General features: G+C 67.7%; 14 protein-coding genes and 1 tRNA gene. 2 read left to right on the forward strand and 13 right to left on the reverse strand.

Annotated elements, in window-relative coordinates; genetic code table 11:
- Window positions 1-222: 222 nt before the first annotated feature.
- Together ACLNEE_RS13475 and ACLNEE_RS13480 are read right to left on the reverse strand one after the other, a co-directional pair.
- A complete protein-coding gene (locus tag ACLNEE_RS13475; RefSeq protein ID WP_411422048.1) occupies window positions 223-1,899 on the reverse strand; it encodes a GMC oxidoreductase in 1,677 nt (558 codons plus the stop codon).
- A gap of 12 nt (window positions 1,900-1,911) precedes the next feature.
- Entirely contained in the window at window positions 1,912-3,195 is a 1,284-nt protein-coding gene (locus ACLNEE_RS13480; RefSeq protein ID WP_411422049.1) for a Zn-dependent hydrolase, read from the reverse strand.
- A gap of 238 nt (window positions 3,196-3,433) precedes the next feature.
- On the opposite strand from ACLNEE_RS13480, the gene ACLNEE_RS13485 reads away from it, so the two are divergent.
- A complete protein-coding gene (locus ACLNEE_RS13485; protein WP_411422050.1) occupies window positions 3,434-4,141 on the forward strand; it encodes a DUF1028 domain-containing protein in 708 nt (235 codons plus the stop codon).
- Here the strand turns inward: ACLNEE_RS13485 and asnB are convergent.
- From asnB to ACLNEE_RS13535, 10 genes are all read right to left on the reverse strand, one after another.
- Window positions 4,111-6,177, reverse strand: coding sequence for an asparagine synthase (glutamine-hydrolyzing) (gene asnB, locus ACLNEE_RS13490; protein ID WP_411422051.1), 2,067 nt, complete (start codon window positions 6,175-6,177; stop codon window positions 4,111-4,113). The two genes, ACLNEE_RS13485 and asnB, sit on opposite strands and share 31 nt — an antisense overlap.
- Window positions 6,178-6,218: 41 nt before the next feature.
- A complete protein-coding gene (locus ACLNEE_RS13495; RefSeq protein ID WP_411422052.1) occupies window positions 6,219-7,304 on the reverse strand; it encodes an aspartate/ornithine carbamoyltransferase family protein in 1,086 nt (361 codons plus the stop codon).
- 228 nt (window positions 7,305-7,532) lie between these two features.
- The gene (locus ACLNEE_RS13500) at window positions 7,533-7,709 is read right to left on the reverse strand and encodes a hypothetical protein (RefSeq protein ID WP_411422053.1); all 177 of its coding nucleotides are present in this window, start codon (window positions 7,707-7,709) and stop codon (window positions 7,533-7,535) included.
- 64 nt (window positions 7,710-7,773) lie between these two features.
- On the reverse strand, window positions 7,774-9,207 hold the full coding sequence (locus ACLNEE_RS13505) for a sodium:solute symporter family transporter (protein ID WP_411422054.1): 1,434 nt from the start codon (window positions 9,205-9,207) through the stop codon (window positions 7,774-7,776).
- A 6-nt stretch (window positions 9,208-9,213) separates the two neighbouring features.
- Window positions 9,214-9,348 (reverse strand): hypothetical protein, encoded by a 135-nt coding sequence (locus tag ACLNEE_RS13510; RefSeq protein WP_412007221.1) that lies wholly within the window; start codon window positions 9,346-9,348, stop codon window positions 9,214-9,216.
- A 135-nt stretch (window positions 9,349-9,483) separates the two neighbouring features.
- Window positions 9,484-9,560: transfer RNA gene (locus tag ACLNEE_RS13515), tRNA-Met, on the reverse strand.
- A gap of 74 nt (window positions 9,561-9,634) precedes the next feature.
- On the reverse strand, window positions 9,635-10,606 hold the full coding sequence (locus tag ACLNEE_RS13520) for an asparaginase (RefSeq protein WP_411422056.1): 972 nt from the start codon (window positions 10,604-10,606) through the stop codon (window positions 9,635-9,637).
- A gap of 22 nt (window positions 10,607-10,628) precedes the next feature.
- Window positions 10,629-11,123, reverse strand: coding sequence for a CGLD27 family protein (locus ACLNEE_RS13525; protein WP_411422057.1), 495 nt, complete (start codon window positions 11,121-11,123; stop codon window positions 10,629-10,631).
- Between the two features lie 10 nt (window positions 11,124-11,133).
- Window positions 11,134-11,529 (reverse strand): ribosome silencing factor, encoded by a 396-nt coding sequence (gene rsfS, locus ACLNEE_RS13530; protein ID WP_411422058.1) that lies wholly within the window; start codon window positions 11,527-11,529, stop codon window positions 11,134-11,136.
- Window positions 11,530-11,546: 17 nt separating this feature from the next.
- The gene (locus tag ACLNEE_RS13535) at window positions 11,547-12,182 is read right to left on the reverse strand and encodes a DUF3318 domain-containing protein (protein WP_411422059.1); all 636 of its coding nucleotides are present in this window, start codon (window positions 12,180-12,182) and stop codon (window positions 11,547-11,549) included.
- 143 nt (window positions 12,183-12,325) lie between these two features.
- On the opposite strand from ACLNEE_RS13535, the gene carB reads away from it, so the two are divergent.
- The gene (carB, locus tag ACLNEE_RS13540) at window positions 12,326-15,646 is read left to right on the forward strand and encodes a carbamoyl-phosphate synthase large subunit (protein ID WP_411422060.1); all 3,321 of its coding nucleotides are present in this window, start codon (window positions 12,326-12,328) and stop codon (window positions 15,644-15,646) included.
- 60 nt (window positions 15,647-15,706) lie between these two features.
- Here carB and ACLNEE_RS13545 read toward each other — a convergent pair whose 3' ends face one another.
- On the reverse strand, window positions 15,707-17,059 hold the full coding sequence (locus ACLNEE_RS13545; protein WP_411422061.1) for a glycosyltransferase family 61 protein: 1,353 nt from the start codon (window positions 17,057-17,059) through the stop codon (window positions 15,707-15,709).
- Window positions 17,060-17,465: the final 406 nt, after the last annotated feature.

Here is a 17,465-nt window from a genome sequence, read left to right on the forward strand (position 1 = left end):
CCGTTCAGGCAAAAGCTGTTCAGGCAAAAGCGGTTCAGGCATAAAAAGAGGCGGAGGTGCCAACCCCCGCCCCGGTTCTCCCTTGCCCGACCCTTGGAAAGGTCGCCCCGTCATTGTGCGGAGGGTTGACCGGGGTGGTTGTGGCCGTCGACACCGGAAGCTCAGAGCTGTGGGCATCTCCTGACGGCAGCGCGATCTCTGGCGACGCTCGCCATCGCCGCCTCAGGCCCCAGCTGAGGCCCCAACCACGTCACCGCGGCGCAGCCTGGCGGCCGCGGCTTCGCAGGCCCGCCAGGTGATGGCCATCTCGGTGAGGGTGGGGCTCTGCCAGCCGGCGCTGGGCCAGCAGGCCCCATCCACGACGAGCACGTTCGCGGCCCGCCAGCACTGGTTGAACGGGTTCACCACCCCATCGTCTTCCCGCTCGGCCATGCGCGCCCCTCCGAGCTCGTGGATGTAGTAGCCGGGGGGTGGTGCTCCGGTGCCAACGGCATGGCTGCTGCGGATCCACGGTTCCAGCAGGGGCAGCACGAAGAGGTCCTCGATCGCCCGGATCGTGCCGCCAGCCACCTGCACCACCGCCTCCATCCGCTGCTGCATGTGGCGGACCATGGCCTGCTCATTGGCGCCCCAGGCCAGGCTGATGTGGGGGGTGGGCAGCCCCCAGGCATCCAGCTGCGCGCTGTTCAGACTCACCCGGTTCCCGGCCTCCGGCAGCACTTCACCGTGGCCGATCAGGAATCCCACCGCCTCGCCCCGGCGCCGTTGCAGCAGGCTGGGGGGATCGAAGCGCTGCACCGCCGCCCAGAGGCCATAGCCGCGGCGGAAGTCCTCGCCGCCGGCAGTGTCGAGGTTCACGGTGTTGGGGATGAAGCAGCTGCCGGCCCCGGAGAGTTCAGGCGCTTCCGGCGGCCCCGCCAGGCCCGGGATGGAGAAGAAGCGGCTGGTGGAGATGTGGTCCATCAGATACCGGCCCAGGCTGCCGGAGGGGTCGATCAGCCCACCGCTGCGCTCCGCTTCATGGGAGTGCAGCAGGATCCGCACCGTTTCGATCGTCGAGGCGCACAGCACCACCAGCGGGGCCTCCAGCCGTTCCAGGGCACCGCTGCCGGCATCCACCACCACCACGCCGCGGGCCCGCTCGCGGCCGGGGTCCATGAGCAGATGGCTCACCACGGTGCCGGCGCGCAGCTGGGTGCGCCCGGTGGCCAGGGCCCTGGCCAGCGTGCGGCCCGGACTGGCGGAGCGGGGCCAGTCCCGGCCCCTGTGGAGGTTGAAGCCCCGGGAGTGGATGAAGGGCAGGCCCAGCTCGCGGCCGATGCGGCGCTGCAGATGCTCTTCGCCCGGGGTGAAGGGCAGCGGCGGCAGAAAGCGGCCGTCCGGCAGCTGGGGCAGGCCGTCGGCGTGGCCATGCACCTCCAGCAGCCGCTCCAGCCGGTCGTAGTACGGGGCCAGGTCCGCCGTGCGGATCGGCCAGCTGGGGCCGTGGCCGTCCCGCTGGCCGGCCTCGAATTCGTAGTCGCTCAGCCGCAGGGTGATGCCCCCCCAGGTGAGGCTCTTTCCCCCCAGCTGGCGCCCGCGGGTCCACAGGAAGGGCCGATCGGCCGGGGTGGAGTAGGGGTTCTGGCGTTCGTCGACGAACAGCTCGGGGTTCTGCTTCCAGTACCCCGGATGGTGGCGCTGCAGGCGGTGTCTCCCGGAGGAGAGGTGGGCCACCCGCCGCAGGCTGTTCAGGGGCTCGCTCCCCCGGGCCTGGCGGGCGTCAAGGGCTGGACCGGCCTCCAGCACCAGCACCCGCAGCCCCGCCTCGGCGAGGACCATGGCGGCCACCCCACCGGTGGCCCCGGATCCCACCACGATCGCGTCGAAGCCGGAGGGCGGACCGGGGGGAGGGGCCATCGGGAGGGGAGATCAGCTCGCCGCGAGACTGGCATCCAGGCGGATCAGGCTCTGGAGCAGCACGTTGACCCCCTGGACGCACTGCTCGGGGGAGGTGAACTCGTCGGCGGAATGGGACACCCCGTCGCGGCTCGGCACGAAGATCATCCCCATCGCCGTCAGCCGCCCCATCTCCTGGGCGTCATGGCTGGCCCGGCTCGGCAGGTGGGTGTAACTCAGCCCGAGCTGCTGGCAGCTCTCGGTGATCACCTCCTGGATCATCGGATCGGCCGGGCTGGGATCCACCAGGAACTGCGGTGTCATGGCGATGCGGGTGCGGCTCGCCACGGCGATGTTCTCGATCTTGCGCTCCAGCTGGGCACGCATGTGATCGATCACGGTGTGCGAGAGGTCGCGCATGTCGAGGGTGAACTCCACCCGACCGGGCACGATGTTGGCGGCGTTGGGCCACACCTGCAGCTTCCCCACCGTGGCCACCGGATCCCCGGGGAAGTGGAGGGCCATGTCCTCGATCGCCAGGATGATCTGGGCGGCGGTGGTCAGGGCATCCCGCCGCATGGCCATGGGCGTGGTGCCGGCATGGTTCGCCTGGCCGTTGACGCTGATCGTGTAGCGCTGCTGACCGACGACGCCTTCGACCACCCCGATCTCCTTGCCCACCGCCTCCAGGACGCCCCCCTGCTCGACGTGCAGTTCCAGGAAGGCCGCGATCTCGCCGGGGGGGCGGCGGGCCTCGGCCCGGCGGGCCCAGTCCCCGCCGATGCTGGCCAGGCAGTCCTGGATCGGCCGCCCCACGGCGGTGGCGTAGCTCTCCGGTTGGTCCGGGGCCCGGCCCACCATGCTTTTACACCCCACCATCGTGCTCTCCTCGTCGGCGAACACGATCACCTCGAGGGGGTGGTGCAGCCGGTGGCCCTGCTGGCCCAGCACCCGCACCACCTCCAGGCCGGCCATGACCCCGAGTGCGCCGTCGTAGCGGCCTCCCTCCGGCACCGTGTCGATGTGGGAGCCGGTGGCCAGCACGGGGGCTTCGGGGTCGAGCCCTTCGTAGCGGCCGATCAGGTTGCCGGCCGGGTCGATCCGCACGGCCAGGCCCGCCTCCTCCATCCAGCCCATCACCAGGGTTCGGGCGGCCCGGTCCTCATCCGTGAAGGCCAGCCGGCGGACGGCACCGGAGGGAAGTCTGCCGATCTGGGCCAGGGCCTCGAGGCTGTGGCTCAACCGTTCCCGGTCGGCCAGCAGGGCGGCAGCGGCCCCGGCAGGGCGGGTCTGGGCGGTGATGCTCGGCTGGCTCATGACGGCTGGGGAAGGTTGGGGGAGGTGGTACGGGGGCAGACCGGGTTCACTCCACCCTCCGACATCGCCGGGGGGGCCGACTGTCCGCCGTGGCCCGTCGGGCCCGCATCGGAGAAACGGTGCGCTCAGGTACAGACCCCCCCCAACCGGTTCGTGGATCATCGGCATCTCTACCGATTCCGGCGCCAGGCGTGCTCCCCTCTTCCGCTCGCCTCACGCCCGCCCCTCCACTGCCGCGATGACCTACTCGATCGTTGCCTGGGATGAGCACACCGGCATGACCGGGGTGGGTGTGGCCACGAAGCATCTGGCGGTCGGTTCCCTGGTGCCCCACGCCCGTCCCGGAGTGGGAGCGGTGGCCACCCAGGCCGGCACGAATCCCTACTTCGGCCCGTGGGGGCTCGACCGCCTCGAGCAGGTGCAGCGCGACACCCAGGGGGAGCAGGGCGCCGACGAGGTGCTGGCCTCACTTCTGCAGGATGACCCCGGCCGGGACGGCCGCCAGCTGCAGCTCGTCGACGCCCGCGGCCGAACAGCTGCCTGGACGGGCTCCGGCTGCGCCGGGCTGGCAGGCCATCGCTGTTACCCCGGCTTCTCGGTGGCCGGCAACTACCTGGCTTCCGAGCTGGTGCTGCTGGGGATGGCCGAGGCCTACATGGCGGCCGAGCGCCATGGTCTGCCCCTGGAGACCCGGTTGATGGCCGCCCTCGAGGCCGGCGAGGCCCACGGCGGGGACCACCGCGGCCGTCAGTCGGCCGCGCTGCTGGTGATGCACCAGGAGCGCTATCCCCACATCGACTTCCGGGTCGATCACCACCCCGAGCCCCTGCAGGCGCTGCGGGAGATCCTGGCCGAGACCGCCAAGCCCTACTACACCGGCTTTCGCGCCACCCTGCCGACGACCCTCGGGGTCGCTCAGCCGGCCGACATGCCGATCAGGGCGTAGGCCGGTTCGGCCTGCTCCTCCTGGTGCAGCCGCCAGCCGAGGGCATCGGCCTGGCGCCGCGCCTGGGCAGGTAGATCGGCGGCGACGAACAGCTTGTGCATGATCTGCACGCCGATCAGGTGGTTGATCACGGCGTCGAGCTGCACCCGCGTGGCGGGCGTGGTGTCGGGGTGGTCGTGGCGCTCGAACAGGGCCGCCACGCCTTCGGCATCCAGCAGGCCGGCGGCGGTGATGGCCTCGGGACTGAGGTGCTGGTCGGCCAGGGCCTGCATGGCGGCCCGTTTGTCGGCATCGGCATGGGCGGGGGGAGCCATGAAGGCGAACTTCTCGCGGCGGTAGAGCTGCTCGGGCAGCAGGCCGCGCATGGCTTCCCGCAGCACATACTTCTCCGTTTTTCCCTTGATGCGCAGCTCCGGGGGAACCTGCACCGCCACCGCGGCCAGGTGGTGATCGAGGAAGGCGGGGCGGGCCTCCATGGCGTGGGCCATGTCGACCCGATCGCCGCCCCAGGTGAGGATCTGGCCTTCGAGCATGGTCTTGATCCACACGTACTGGGCCCGGTCGAGGGCATGGCGGCCCTCCAGCTGGGAGCGGTCAAGGGTGGCGGCGATGGCGGCACCCGGCTGGTAGCCCTCGCAGGCCTGCCGGTGCTGCGGGGCCAGCAGATCGGGCACCAGGGGGGCACAGGCGAGCCAGGGCTGCAGGCAGCTGGGGGTGAAGCCCACCACGGCCTCGAGGGCCGGGTCGCTCACCTGCTCCTCGGCCAGCATGGCCCCCTGCACCAGCTGGTTGGCCTCCTGGAGCAGCTGTTCCCATTCCTGGCGATCCGCCGCCGGCAGGGTGTCCAGTCCGTGGAGGAACATGTCGCGCCGGAAGGCGGGGTAGCCGCCGAACAGCTCATCGGAGCCCTCCCCGGTCATCACGACCTTGTAGTGGGCGCGGTTGACCTCCCGGCTCATCAGGAACTTGGCCACCGCCAGGGTGTTGTAGATCGTGCGTTCGGTGTGCCAGATCGTCTCCTCCAGGTGGCCGTAGAGCTCGTTGCCGGAGAGACGCATCACCAGCTGGTCAGCGCCGGTGGCCTCCGCCATGCTCGCCGCGATCGGGGTTTCGTCGTAGCGGGCATCGTCGAATCCGATCGTGAACGCCTTGACCGGGTTCTGACTCACGGCCGCCGCCAGCCCGAGGATCGAACAGGAGTCGATGCCGCCCGAGAGGTAACAGCCCACCGGCACGTCGGCGACCATGCGCACCTCCACGGCCTCGAGCAGGGCCTCCCGCACCGCGCTGACGTGCTCGGCTTCGCTGCGGCCGCCATCCCGCTCCCCCTGGCGGGGGAATCCCACATCCCAGTAGGGCCGGTCATCGATCAGGAACTCGCCCCCCTGCCGCCGCACCGTCAGGACGTGGCCCGGCTTGAGCTGGTGCACGCCGGCAAAGGCGGTGGTGCCCGGCACCATGGTCTGCATCAGCTGGTGGAACAACCCCTCGGAGCTGAAGCGCCGCTCCACCCCGGGGTGGGCGAACAGCACCTTGAGTTCGGAGCCGAACACGAGGCCCTCCTTGGTGAGCGCCCAGTACTGGGGTTTCACCCCGAAGCGGTCGCGCACCAGAAACAGGGTGTCGAGGCTGCGGTCAAACAGGGCGAAGGCGAATTCACCCCGCAGCAGCGGCAGGGTCGCGTCCAGCCCGCGCTGCTGGTAGAGCCGCAGCAGGATCTCGGAGTCACTCTTGCTGGTGAAGCGTGACCCCTGGGCGGTGAGGGAGGCCCGGATGGCCTGGAAGTCGTAGAACTCGCCGTTGTGGGCCATCAACAGCTGCTGGTCTTCCGACACGAACGGCTGCCGGCCCCGGTTGGCATCGAGATCAATGATCGAGAGGCGGGCATGGCAGAAGCCCACCCCCTGGCCGGGGAGGCTGCGCACCCCGAACCCATCCGGCCCGCGATGCACCTGGATGGCCGCCATGTTCACGAGCAGTTGCTCGTCGATCGGTTGGTCGGACCGGCGCTGAAAGATGCCACCAATGCCACACATGAGCTCGTTCGCGAAAAGACTCTCTTCAGACTTGGGTTGGTTCAGATGATGTCCATCACCTGGGAGGTCCGTTCGACCATGCAGGTCAGGAGGGCCATCCGGATGAAGACGGCGCCGCGGGCCTGGGAGAAGTACCAGTTGTGGGGGGTCTGATCCAGGCAGGTTCCCAGTTCAGCGCCCCGGGCCAGAGGGTGGAGGATGATCGCCTCAGGCTTGTAGGCGAGGTCCCGGGTGAGGTGGAAACTTCGCCCGTGCACCTCGTAGTTGTCGCCAACCCAGGCAATCGCATTGATGTAGATCACATCCAGATCGCTGAGTTCCTGCATCAGATCGGCGCTGGTGCTCACCTTGATCCCCACCGCTTCGAGCTCCTCGCGCTGGCCTGGGTCGAAGTAGCTCTGCTCAGCCGTGGGGTCAATCGATGGCTCGTGGAAGAGCACCAGTTCCTGGATCATGCCGGGGAATTTGGCGAAGATCCGCAGCAGCGAGCGCACCGTGCGCATCCGGTTGGGAATGCCCACCACGCCGATGCGGATGCGATCGGCTGCGGCGACCTCACGCTCCACCAGGTGGGGCCGCCACTTGAAGATCGTGTAGAGATCGGCCATCGCCTGGGTGGGGTGTTCGTCGATGCCGTTCCCCGCATTGATGATCGGAATCCGCAGCGACTCGCTCATCTCGTAGACCGCATTGGCGTTGGTGTCCCGTAAAACAACGCAGTCGCCATAGTTGTTGAACATCTCAGCGACATCCTGCAGCGATTCTCCCTTGGCGATGCCCGTGGTGCTGCGATCGGTGATCGTGATCGTGTCTCCTCCCAGCCGGTGCCAGGCGCTGTCGAACGACAGCCTGGTTCGGGTGCTTGGCTCGTAGAAGGCGTTGATCAGAATCTTGCGCTGCAGCGGGCTGTTGAAGCGGATGTAGCGCTCGGGATTGCTCTCGAACTTGGCCGCCAAGCGGAACACCTGCAGCAGTGAATCGGAGCTGTACTGCCGGGTGGAGATCACATGCTGGTTGATCAGATCCTGAAGCGCCTCACCGTTTTCACGAATCTCGCCAAGCAGGGCCTGAGGGTGGGCATTCCCATAGACATCCGGCCCAAGTCGCGTGAAATGAGGTGAATGCATCGTCAGGCTTGATCCCTGCATCGGGGATATCGCGAATGAACGGGGGTGATGACCACCTTTAGGTGGCCCTGAGTTCGTTGACAGGAAATCTTGTGTTTTTTGCAACATCGAGGTGCGCTGATGTAGCAACACGCACCGTTTCTCTCCAGGCGGCTTCCCCTCCGGCCTGTTCGGCTGTGGCTGCGGCTGCGGCTGCGGCTGTGGCTGCGGTGGCGGTGCCCGGGGCCTTCACCAGACCTTGCCGTTGCGCCATTCCACCACCCAGATCAGCACAATCACGAGTGTGGCGAGGATCAGGCCCGTGATGCTGCCCTTCACCACCAGGCTGAACAGGGGAGCGGACATCAGCCACTGCGCCGGAGGGGAGCTGGCGAGCAGGGGAGTGCAGGGGAGCAGGAAAGGCATGGCGACAGGGGTTACAGGTGCTGGGCCGCGGCAGGCAGACCAGCGGCTCGGGCGGGCGGACGGTTCAACGGGCCGGTTCGGGGCCGGCGAGCTGGTGCCAGGCGAACCGCTCGGGCCACCAGTGGCTTCCCAGGCCCATCACCAGCGCTGAAACGGCTGCCGAGACGAGGGCGGCGCAGTAGGGGGCGATCAGTGCATAGGCGAGCAGGCCGGTCACCGAACCGAGCACCATGGCGGTGGCGGCGGCCCGGCGGTTCGCCTGGCGCCAGTAGAGCCCCATGGCGATCGGCCAGATCGTGGAGGCCACCAGGGCGCCGGTGAACAGCAGCAGCTGGTACATCGAGGTGACGTACTGCCAGGAGAGCAGCATCGTCAGCAGACCGAGGCCCACCACCACCGCCCGGGCGGCCTGGCGGATCTGGAGATCGCTCGATCCGGGGCGCAGCCAGTGGGCGACCACGTCCTCGGCGATCAGGTCGGCGCTGGCGGCCAGCAGCGAGTCGAGGGTGGAGGTGAGCGAGGCAAAGATGATGATGAACACCACCGCCGCCCCACCACTGCCCAGCAGCTGGGCGGTGACGATGGGGAACACCATGTTCACCTGGGGAACGCTGAGGTTCTGGGCCAGCGCCATCAGGGCGATCGAGCCGGTCACCACCGGCACCGTGACCCAGGCCAGCCCGCCGAGCACGAAGGAGCGGAACACCACGGCCGGGCGGCTGGCGAACACCCGCGACCACCAGATGTTGTTGTGGAACACCTCCCCCATGCTGAACAGCCCGGTGTTCCAGGCGAACAGCAGCCCGGTGGGCAGCAGCAGGTTGAGGCGCGAGGGATGCTCGGCCGCCAGGGCCGTGTAGACCTCCCCGGGGCCGAACCGGCTGAATCCCAGCACCGCCACCAGCACCAGCAGGCCCATGATCAGCAGCGACTGGATGAAGTCGGTGCCGACCACGGCCCGCATGCCGCCGAACAGGGTGTAGATGGTGGAGACCCCGATCACGCAGACCATCCCGAGCCGGTAGTCGAAGCCCGACAGCGACTGCAGCAGCAGCCCGGCTCCCATGCCCTGGGTGATCAGGAAGCCGAGGGTGTAGGCCAGGGTGATGATCAGGAAGATGGCCCAGCACAGTCGGCCGTAGCGCAGCCGCACGAAGTCACCGCTGGTCCGCGCCCGGGGCATCAGCCGCTTGATCCGCACGGCCAGGGGGGCGAACAGAAACAGCCCCAGGCCGGCCAGGGCGTAACCGAACATCCCCCAGAGCCCCAGGGTGTACCCCACCTCCGGGGCGGCCAGGGTGGTGTTCCCGGTGACCCAGCTGGCCATCAGGGTGGCCGTGCTCAGGGCCAGGCCGATGTTGCGGCCGGCCAGCAGGTAGTCGTCGGCATCGCCCTTGCCCCGCCTGCCCCACCAGATGCCCAGCGCGATCCAGAGCACCGAAAATCCCACCAGCAGCAGCCAGGCGGTGCCGGGGGCGAGCATCGTGGCTTCAGTCATGGGGCTTCAGTCATGGCTGGGATCGTCGAAGGGATCGCGCTGGTGCCAGCGCCGGTGGCCCCGCAGGATCATCACCACGGTGGCCAGGGTCACGAGTCCCCCCAGCACGAAGATCAGCAGGGCCTGTTGCAGTTCGGTCATCGCAACCGGCATGGACGGGGCGTTCGGCGGATCCGGTGGAAGCGGGCGACCGGAGAGCTCAGGAGAGGACTGAGATCCGGTGCTGAAACACAAAAAAAGCCCCGGGAATCCGGAGCTTGATTGGGAGCAATCAATTGGTGGCGGGGGCGAGATTTGAACTCGCGACCTTCGGGTTATGAGCCCGACGAGCTACCAGGCTGCTCTACCCCGCGGCACTGAGAAATTGTACCAGCCGGTGTCGGGCGCTACAGGTCCGGGCCCCATCGGCGCCGATCGCCGTGCGGGTTCAGTCGAAGCGGAGCTCCCCCACGACCTCCAGGCGGAGGTGGGGGGCCGGCAGCAGGAAGCGGCTGCCCAGGTCCTCGAGGGTCATGGGGGTGAGCCAGTCGAGCTGCTCGAGCAGGTGCAGGGCCACCGCGTGTTTCGCCCGCGCCGCGCCATCCTCCACCTTGATCGCCACGCCGAGGCCCTCGCCAACGCGGTTGAGGCACTGGATGCCTTCGGCCCCGCCTTTGCTGAGCACCTGGCCGTGGCCGAGCCGCATCAGTTCGGTGTCGAAACGGCCCTCGCCCGCCACCAGCTCCGGGTGGTTGAGCATGGCGCGGCTCAGCCGCTCCAGGTCGGGCTGGGCGCCGGCGCCCAGATGGGCGTACAGCAGAGCCATCTGGGCGAGCTGGAGCTGCAGGGTGGGGGCACCGCAGTCGTCCCGTGCCGTGACCAGCTCCGCGGCGGGCAGGGCGAGCAGCTCCGCCACCCGCTTGAACACCTCCTGCTGCAGCGGGTGCTCGACCTGGAGGTAGTTCTCCAGGCTCCAGCCCATGCGGCGGCAGGTGGCGAGGAAGGCGGCGTGCTTACCGGAGCAGTTGTGCTCCAGCGGGCTGGTGCCCCCGCTCGGCACCGGACACTGGAGCTGTTCGGTGTCCAGCTCGGCGCCCCACAGCAGCCGGAAGGCCTCGCGGGCGTGCATGGCCGTGCCGGCGTGGGAGGCGCAGGCGATGGCCAGTCCCCGCTCGCCGCTGTTGCCCTGGTCGGCGGCGCCGCTGGCGACGAACACGCGGGCCTGGAAGGGCTTGAGGGCGGAGCGCACGAAGCTCAGCTGCTGGGGATCGCCGGCCCGCATCAGCACCCGGCCCCGCCCGTCGCAGACCACCGCATGCACCCGGTGGCGCGACTCGACGATGCCATCGCGCAGCAGCCTCACCTCCAGGGGCGGGATGCCGGTGCGGGCGGTGCCGCCGAAGCTTGCGGGCAGGGTCATGGAGACGGTCGGGAGGCCGTGTTCAGAGAGCCTGACAGAGGCTCGCCCCGGCCAGCATCAGCGTGGCCGCCAGCCCGATGGCCTGCTGCAGCCGCTGCAGGATCGGCCGCACCTGGTGCTGGGCGACGAGCAGATCCTGCTGGCGCCAGGGCAGGGGTTTCTCCCACACCTGGCCGTCGTACCAGCCCGATTCCTCGTATTCGACCCGCTCACTCACCAGGCGCTGGTGGATGGTGGTCCATCCCAGCCACTGGCGCACCAGCATCAGGGTGGGCAGGGCGATGGCGGCCACGGCCCCCGCGGCCACCAGGCGGGCGGGCTGGTGGCGCAGCACCCAGCTGCCACTGGCCACCAGCAGGGTGAGGGGCAACACCGTGAGCCAGCTGAGCGCCAGCGGGCGCAGCAGCCCGGCCAGATCGGCGGTCGGCCAGGCGAAGAACCAGGAGCCCCGCAGCTCTTCGTACTGCCGCAGCGGGCGTTGCTCGGGCGGCACCGGGCAGGGCCCAAGGCGCTCCATGGCGTTGATCTCAGGGGGTGGGCGCGGGAGCTGAGCCTAGGTAGCGGACCTGTTCACCGTGGCCCCAGAACGACTCGAGGTCGTAGTAGGTGCGCTCGGCGGGGGTGAGCACGTGCACGATCACCTCGCCGTAGTCGAGCAGCACCCAGCGGCCCTCGCTCTGGCCTTCCCGGCGCAGCGGGAGGCGGCCGACGGTCTCCTCCAGCTTGTCCTCCACCGAACGGGCGATGGCGCGCACCTGCACGTCGGAGAGGCCGCTGCAGATCACGAACCAGTCGGCCAGGGAGGACACCTCGTCGACCCGAATCAGGCGGATGTCCACGGCCTTGCGGTCGTCACAGGCCTCGGCCGCCAGCCGGGCCAGCTTCTCGGTGTCGGGATCCCGGACGGCGGGGGCGTCAGCCATCGGGGTTCTCACTGGTTTCAGCCATAGACGTTCTCACTGGCGACGGATTGCCTGGATCCCTGCTGCTGGGCCATTTCGGCGCGGGCCTTGCCGGCACTCTTGCGCAGGGCCTCGAGCCGGTCTTCGTAGAAGGCGCGCTTCTTCTTCTTGCGGGTCTGCTCCGCCAGCTCCTTGAGGGCACCGCCAAGGCTCTTGTAGGCGTTGGGGAGGGTGTAGCCGAAGCGGCAGGCCAGATCGATGGCCCGCTCATCGGCGCTGATGGCGTCCTGCAGGCGCTTCTCGGAGTTGTTCTTGAGGTAGAGGCGATACCCGGCGAAGCCCGAGAGGCCCAGGGCCATCACCAGCAGGAGGCCGTCCTGCACCCACAGTTCCCCGATGGCGCCGCCCAGGCCGATGGCCAGAGCCGCCATCTCCCAGCCATCCCGGGGCACGGCGTCGTTCTGGATGCGGCCAACTTCGTGCCAGAAGAGCAGGTTGCGGTGGTCGAGGGCGAGGCCGTCCCATTTTTCGAGATCCACCTGGATCTCGATCTCATCGCGGCCGATCTCCTCGATGGTGATCAGCGGGGGATCGACCGAGGCCGCGGCTTCCACGAACACCCAGCTCTGCATTTCGGGAGGCAGCAACCCCTTGAGGCGCTGGAGTTCGCTCATCGACAGGATCAGGCGGTGCGGTGGACGCTCACGTTAGCCACTGCTGACCCGAGCCACTGCTGACGCCGCACCCCGGTTGTGGTTGAACCTTCCTGACGGCAGGGGCATGAGACTCTGGATGGGTTTGGCCGCCGCCCACGCCCATGCCCCGCCGCACGGACCTGCGTCGCATTCTGCTGCTGGGCTCCGGGCCGATCGTGATCGGGCAGGCCTGCGAGTTCGACTACTCGGGCACCCAGGCGTGCAAGGCCCTGCGGGCCGAGGGCTACGAAGTGGTGCTGGTCAACAGCAATCCGGCTTCGATCATGACCGATCCGGACATGGCCGACCGGACCTACATCGAGCCCCTCACCCCCGAGGTGGTGGCCCGGGTGATCGCGACCGAGAAGCCCGATGCCCTGCTCCCCACGATGGGCGGCCAGACGGCGCTGAACCTGGCGGTGGCCCTGGCCGAGGACGGCACCCTGGAGCGCTACGGGGTGCAACTGATCGGTGCCGACCTGGAGGCGATCCGCAAGGCGGAGGACCGCCTGCTGTTCAAGGAGGCGATGGAGCGCATCGGCGTGGCCGTGTGTCCCTCCGGGATCGCCAACAACCTGGAGGAAGCCGAGACGGTCGGGGAGGCCATCGGCTCCTACCCCCGCATCATCCGACCGGCCTTCACCCTCGGCGGCAGCGGCGGCGGCATTGCCTACAACCCCGAGGAGTTCCGCGCCTTCTGCAAGAGCGGCCTGGAGGCCAGCCCGGTCTCCCAGATCCTGATCGAGCAGTCGCTGCTGGGCTGGAAGGAGTTCGAGCTGGAGGTGATGCGCGACACCGCCGACAACGTGGTGATCGTGTGCTCGATCGAGAACCTCGATCCGATGGGGGTGCACACCGGCGACTCGATCACCGTGGCGCCGGCCCAGACCCTCACCGACCGGGAATACCAGCGGCTGCGGGACCAGTCGATCGCGATCATCCGCGAGATCGGGGTCGACACCGGCGGCAGCAACATCCAGTTCGCGATCAACCCCGCCAACGGCGATGTGGTGGTGATCGAGATGAACCCGCGCGTCTCCCGCAGTTCAGCCCTGGCCTCCAAGGCCACCGGCTTCCCGATCGCCAAGCTGGCCGCCCGCCTGGCGGTGGGCTACACCCTCGACGAGATCGTCAACGACATCACCGGGGCGACGCCGGCCTGCTTCGAGCCCACGATCGACTACGTCGTCACGAAGATCCCGCGCTTCGCCTTCGAGAAGTTCCAGGGCAGTCCGGCGGTGCTGACCACCTCGATGAAATCGGTGGGGGAGGCGATGGCGATCGGCCGCTGCTTCGAGGAGTCCTTCCAGAAGGCCCTGCGTTCCCTGGAGACCGGCCACGCCGGCTGGGGCTGCGATCGCCCGGATCCGAGCTGGGAGCCTGCCGAGCTCAACCGGGCCCTGCGCACCCCGACGCCGGAGCGGATCTTCGCCGTGCGGGCCGCCATGGTCGCCGGGCGCAGCGACGCGGAGATCCACAGCCTCAGCGCCATCGACCCCTGGTTCCTCGCCAAGCTGCGGCGCATCGTCGCGTGCGAGCAGCGGCTGCTGCGGGATCGCCCCCTCGCCGCCCTGGATGCCGCTTCCCTGCTGGAGCTCAAGCAGCTCGGCTTCTCCGACCGCCAGATCGCCTGGGCCACCGGGAGTGAGGAGCTGGCCGTGCGGCGCCATCGCCAGGCCCTCGGGGTGACGGCGGTGTTCAAGACCGTGGACACCTGCGCCGCCGAATTCGCCTCCACCACCCCGTACCACTACTCCACCTACGAACGTCCCCTGGAGCGGATCGGTGCGGCGGGTGCGATCACGACGGTGCCGCCCGAGGACGAGGTGCGTCCGGAGAGCCGTCAGAAGGTGATGATCCTCGGGGGCGGCCCGAACCGCATCGGCCAGGGCATCGAGTTCGACTACTGCTGCTGCCACGCCTCCTTCGCCCTGCAGGACGAGGGTTTCGCCACGGTGATGGTGAACAGCAATCCCGAGACCGTCTCCACCGACTACGACACCAGCGATCGGCTCTATTTCGAGCCCCTCACCCTGGAGGACGTGCTCAATGTGATCGAGGCCGAACGGCCGGCCGGGGTGATCGTGCAGTTCGGCGGGCAGACGCCCCTCAAGCTGGCCATTCCCCTGCTCCGCTGGCTGGACTCGCCCGAGGGGCAGGCCACCGGCAGCCGCATCTGGGGCACCTCCCCCGAGTCGATCGACACGGCCGAGGACCGGGAACAGTTCGAGGCCATCCTGCGCCGGCTGGAGATCCGCCAGCCCCGCAACGGCCTGGCCCGCACGGAAGCCGAGGCCCGGGCCGTGGCGGAGCGGGTGGGCTATCCGGTGGTGGTGCGTCCCAGTTACGTGCTGGGGGGGCGGGCCATGGAGGTGGTGCACGGCGAGGAGGAGCTCAACCGCTACATGGCCGAGGCGGTGACCGTGGAACCCGACCACCCGGTGCTGATCGATCAGTATCTGGACAATGCCGTGGAGGTGGATGTCGACGCCCTGTGCGACCACACCGGCAGCGTGCTGATCGGCGGGGTGATGGAGCACATCGAGCCCGCCGGGATCCACTCGGGGGATTCGGCCTGCTGCCTGCCCACCGTGAGCCTGGGGGAGGCCGGTCTGGCCACGATCCGCAGCTGGAGCCGGGACCTGGCCCTGGCCCTGGAGGTGCGGGGCCTGATCAACCTGCAGTTCGCCGTGCAGCGCACCGAGGCCGGCGAGGAACGGGTGTTCATCATCGAGGCGAACCCCCGTGCTTCCCGCACCGTGCCCTTCGTGGCCAAGGCCACCGGGGTGCCGCTGGCCAAGGTGGCCAGCCGCCTGATGGCCGGCCGCAGCCTGGCCGAGCTGGGTCTCACCCAGGAGCCCCGGCCCCCGCTCCAGACGGTCAAGGAGGCCGTGCTGCCGTTCAAGCGCTTCCCAGGCTCCGACACCCTGCTCGGCCCCGAGATGCGCAGCACCGGGGAGGTGATGGGCATCGCCAGCGGATTCGGCATGGCCTACGGCAAGGCCGAGCAGGGGGCGGGGGAAGGGCTGCCCACCGCCGGCAGGGTGTTCCTCTCCACCCACGACCGCGACAAGGCCGCGCTGGTGCCCGTGGCCCGGGGGCTGGAGGCGCTGGGCTTCGAGCTGATCGCCACCTCGGGCACGGCGGCGGCCCTGGCGTCGGCCGGCCTGAAGGTGGAGTCGATCCTCAAGGTGCATGAAGGACGGCCGAACATCGAGGATGCCATCCGCTCCGGCCGCATCCAGCTGGTGATCAACACGCCGATCGGCCGGCAGGCGGCCTTCGACGACACCTACCTGCGCCGGGCCGCCCTCGACTACGCCGTGCCCACCCTTACCACCCTGGCCGGGGCCCGCGCCGCCGTGGAGGCGATCACGGCGCTACAGCAGCAGCCGCTGCAGATCACCGCCCTGCAGGACATCCACCCCGCCGCTGTGGTGTAGGGGGAGAAGCCTTGTTGATCGTTGGCTCCGACGATCAAGGTTGAAGTGGCCATGGTTCATTTACAGGACAAAACCTTGTCGGCACAGCCAAGCCAGGTCTCGTTCCAGCCTCCACTGCCGGGTCCATCGAGGCAGCCGATCACGGATGCGACGGGTCCTGATCGGGAAATCCGGTTTGGCAAGCCTTTGGATGGTTGCGATCAGTTCAGCCCTCTCGGCGACGGCGACGGTTACAAAGATGACATGATTCTTCTCGAGTTTGTCTGAACGAATGCTCAGCGCACGTACAAGCTTGGGGGCTTTGCATCGCCATGTTCTGTGACCTGATGACCTGAGTCTGGCTTCAAGGGCAGAAAAAGAATTCTTGCTCGTGCCGATCAGGATTGCTTTCGGCAGCCGCTTGTGTTGGCCGCTGAGGAATGCGCCCAGAGAAGCCTCAAGTCGTGATAAGTCGAGCAGGCGGGGCTGCTCTTGGAGTCGATTGTCGAGCTCGCTGTAGGGATGGTCCAGCGCAAGGGCGATCTTTCTGTAAACAGCCGTACCGTTGTCACTGTAAATCTCAAGAAGCTTGGTGCCATGATCGGCCCCAATGAAGTTGGTGAGGCCGGCCCCATGGAGTCCGGCAATATGAGTACGTCCTCTCATGGCGAGTATCTGTTCGGCAGGGCTGTGATCCTCCATGTAGGTCACGTCGAAGCCGTTGATGCGGAAATAGCCCTCAATGCTCCTGAGGTTGCTAAAGCTCCGCAGTGAACCCTGTTGCCGTGAAATGAACAGTTTCTTGCTTTTGGGTTTCTCGCCTGGCTTGACTTCCTTGCCGAAATCCTGGAAGCATCTGCGAAGATGAAGTAGATAGTCTCTGTCGGCGCGGTTGCAGGGGTGCTTCAATATGCGCGTCTCTGCGGGGAGGCTGGGGTCTTCCGGGAAAGAGTTGGAAAAGAAGTACAGTTGTTTGCAGTGATAGGCTTGGCGAGGTTCTACGTAAACGATATTGCTGATCTTGAGCACCTCTTCGGCTACAAACCGTAGCCATTTCCATGATTCTCCAATGACAAGTACATGGTCTGCCCTGAACCCCATTTGTTCTGCCAGCCAATGGCGGTAGAGGTGATCGAAAAGGACATGGCAGATGTTCCCGGCCAGCCAGTGATCGCTGGTGATCAGCGCCCTTCCCGGTAGGCGAGTGTGGTTATTGGCTGGAGCTTCCTGAATTTCTTGCCTTGTGGCCTCTAAATCGATGCCCAATCTTGGCTCCGCGGCTGAGCGAAGGGGGGCAGGGAGCAAGTGTGAGTCGATGGCGATCCATTTATGGCGAATCGGCAGCGAATTGGGATCATTGCGGTAGTAATAAGTTGCATCGGTAATCAAATTGAGATCCATGTCCCGCATTGTCCCGATGATGCGTAAGTTCATGGATAGGCTCGCGTTTTGCCTGAAACCTGAAAGAAGGATGCTGGGTTGCTTGGTCAATGCTGACTTGGGCGCTGGCCTCGGCGGCGATCAGCCCATCAAAGGCCCCCTCTCCTCAGGTGCAGGAGGCCAGAGGCAGGTGCTGGAGGCCAGAGGGTTCAAGGACCTTTGTCGCCGTGAGGATTCGCGTCTAGGGATGGTGGGGTTGATTGCAGTCCAATCAGTGATGGTGGCAAGCCAGTGTCATCCCTTGACTATGCCATGGGGGTTATAGCCTCAGCGCTCAAGTCCGCCATCCAATGGTGGCCCTGGTGGTGGATGCCTTGAGGCATCCCTGGCGCATGACTCCTTTGGCTGAGCGACGAGATCGGCCCATGAGTTCCTGCCGTGAGCTCATGCCCGGTAACAC

The sequence above is a fragment of the Aphanothece stagnina RSMan2012 genome (assembly GCF_046764815.1).
GTDB lineage: Bacteria > Cyanobacteriota > Cyanobacteriia > PCC-6307 > Cyanobiaceae > NIES-981.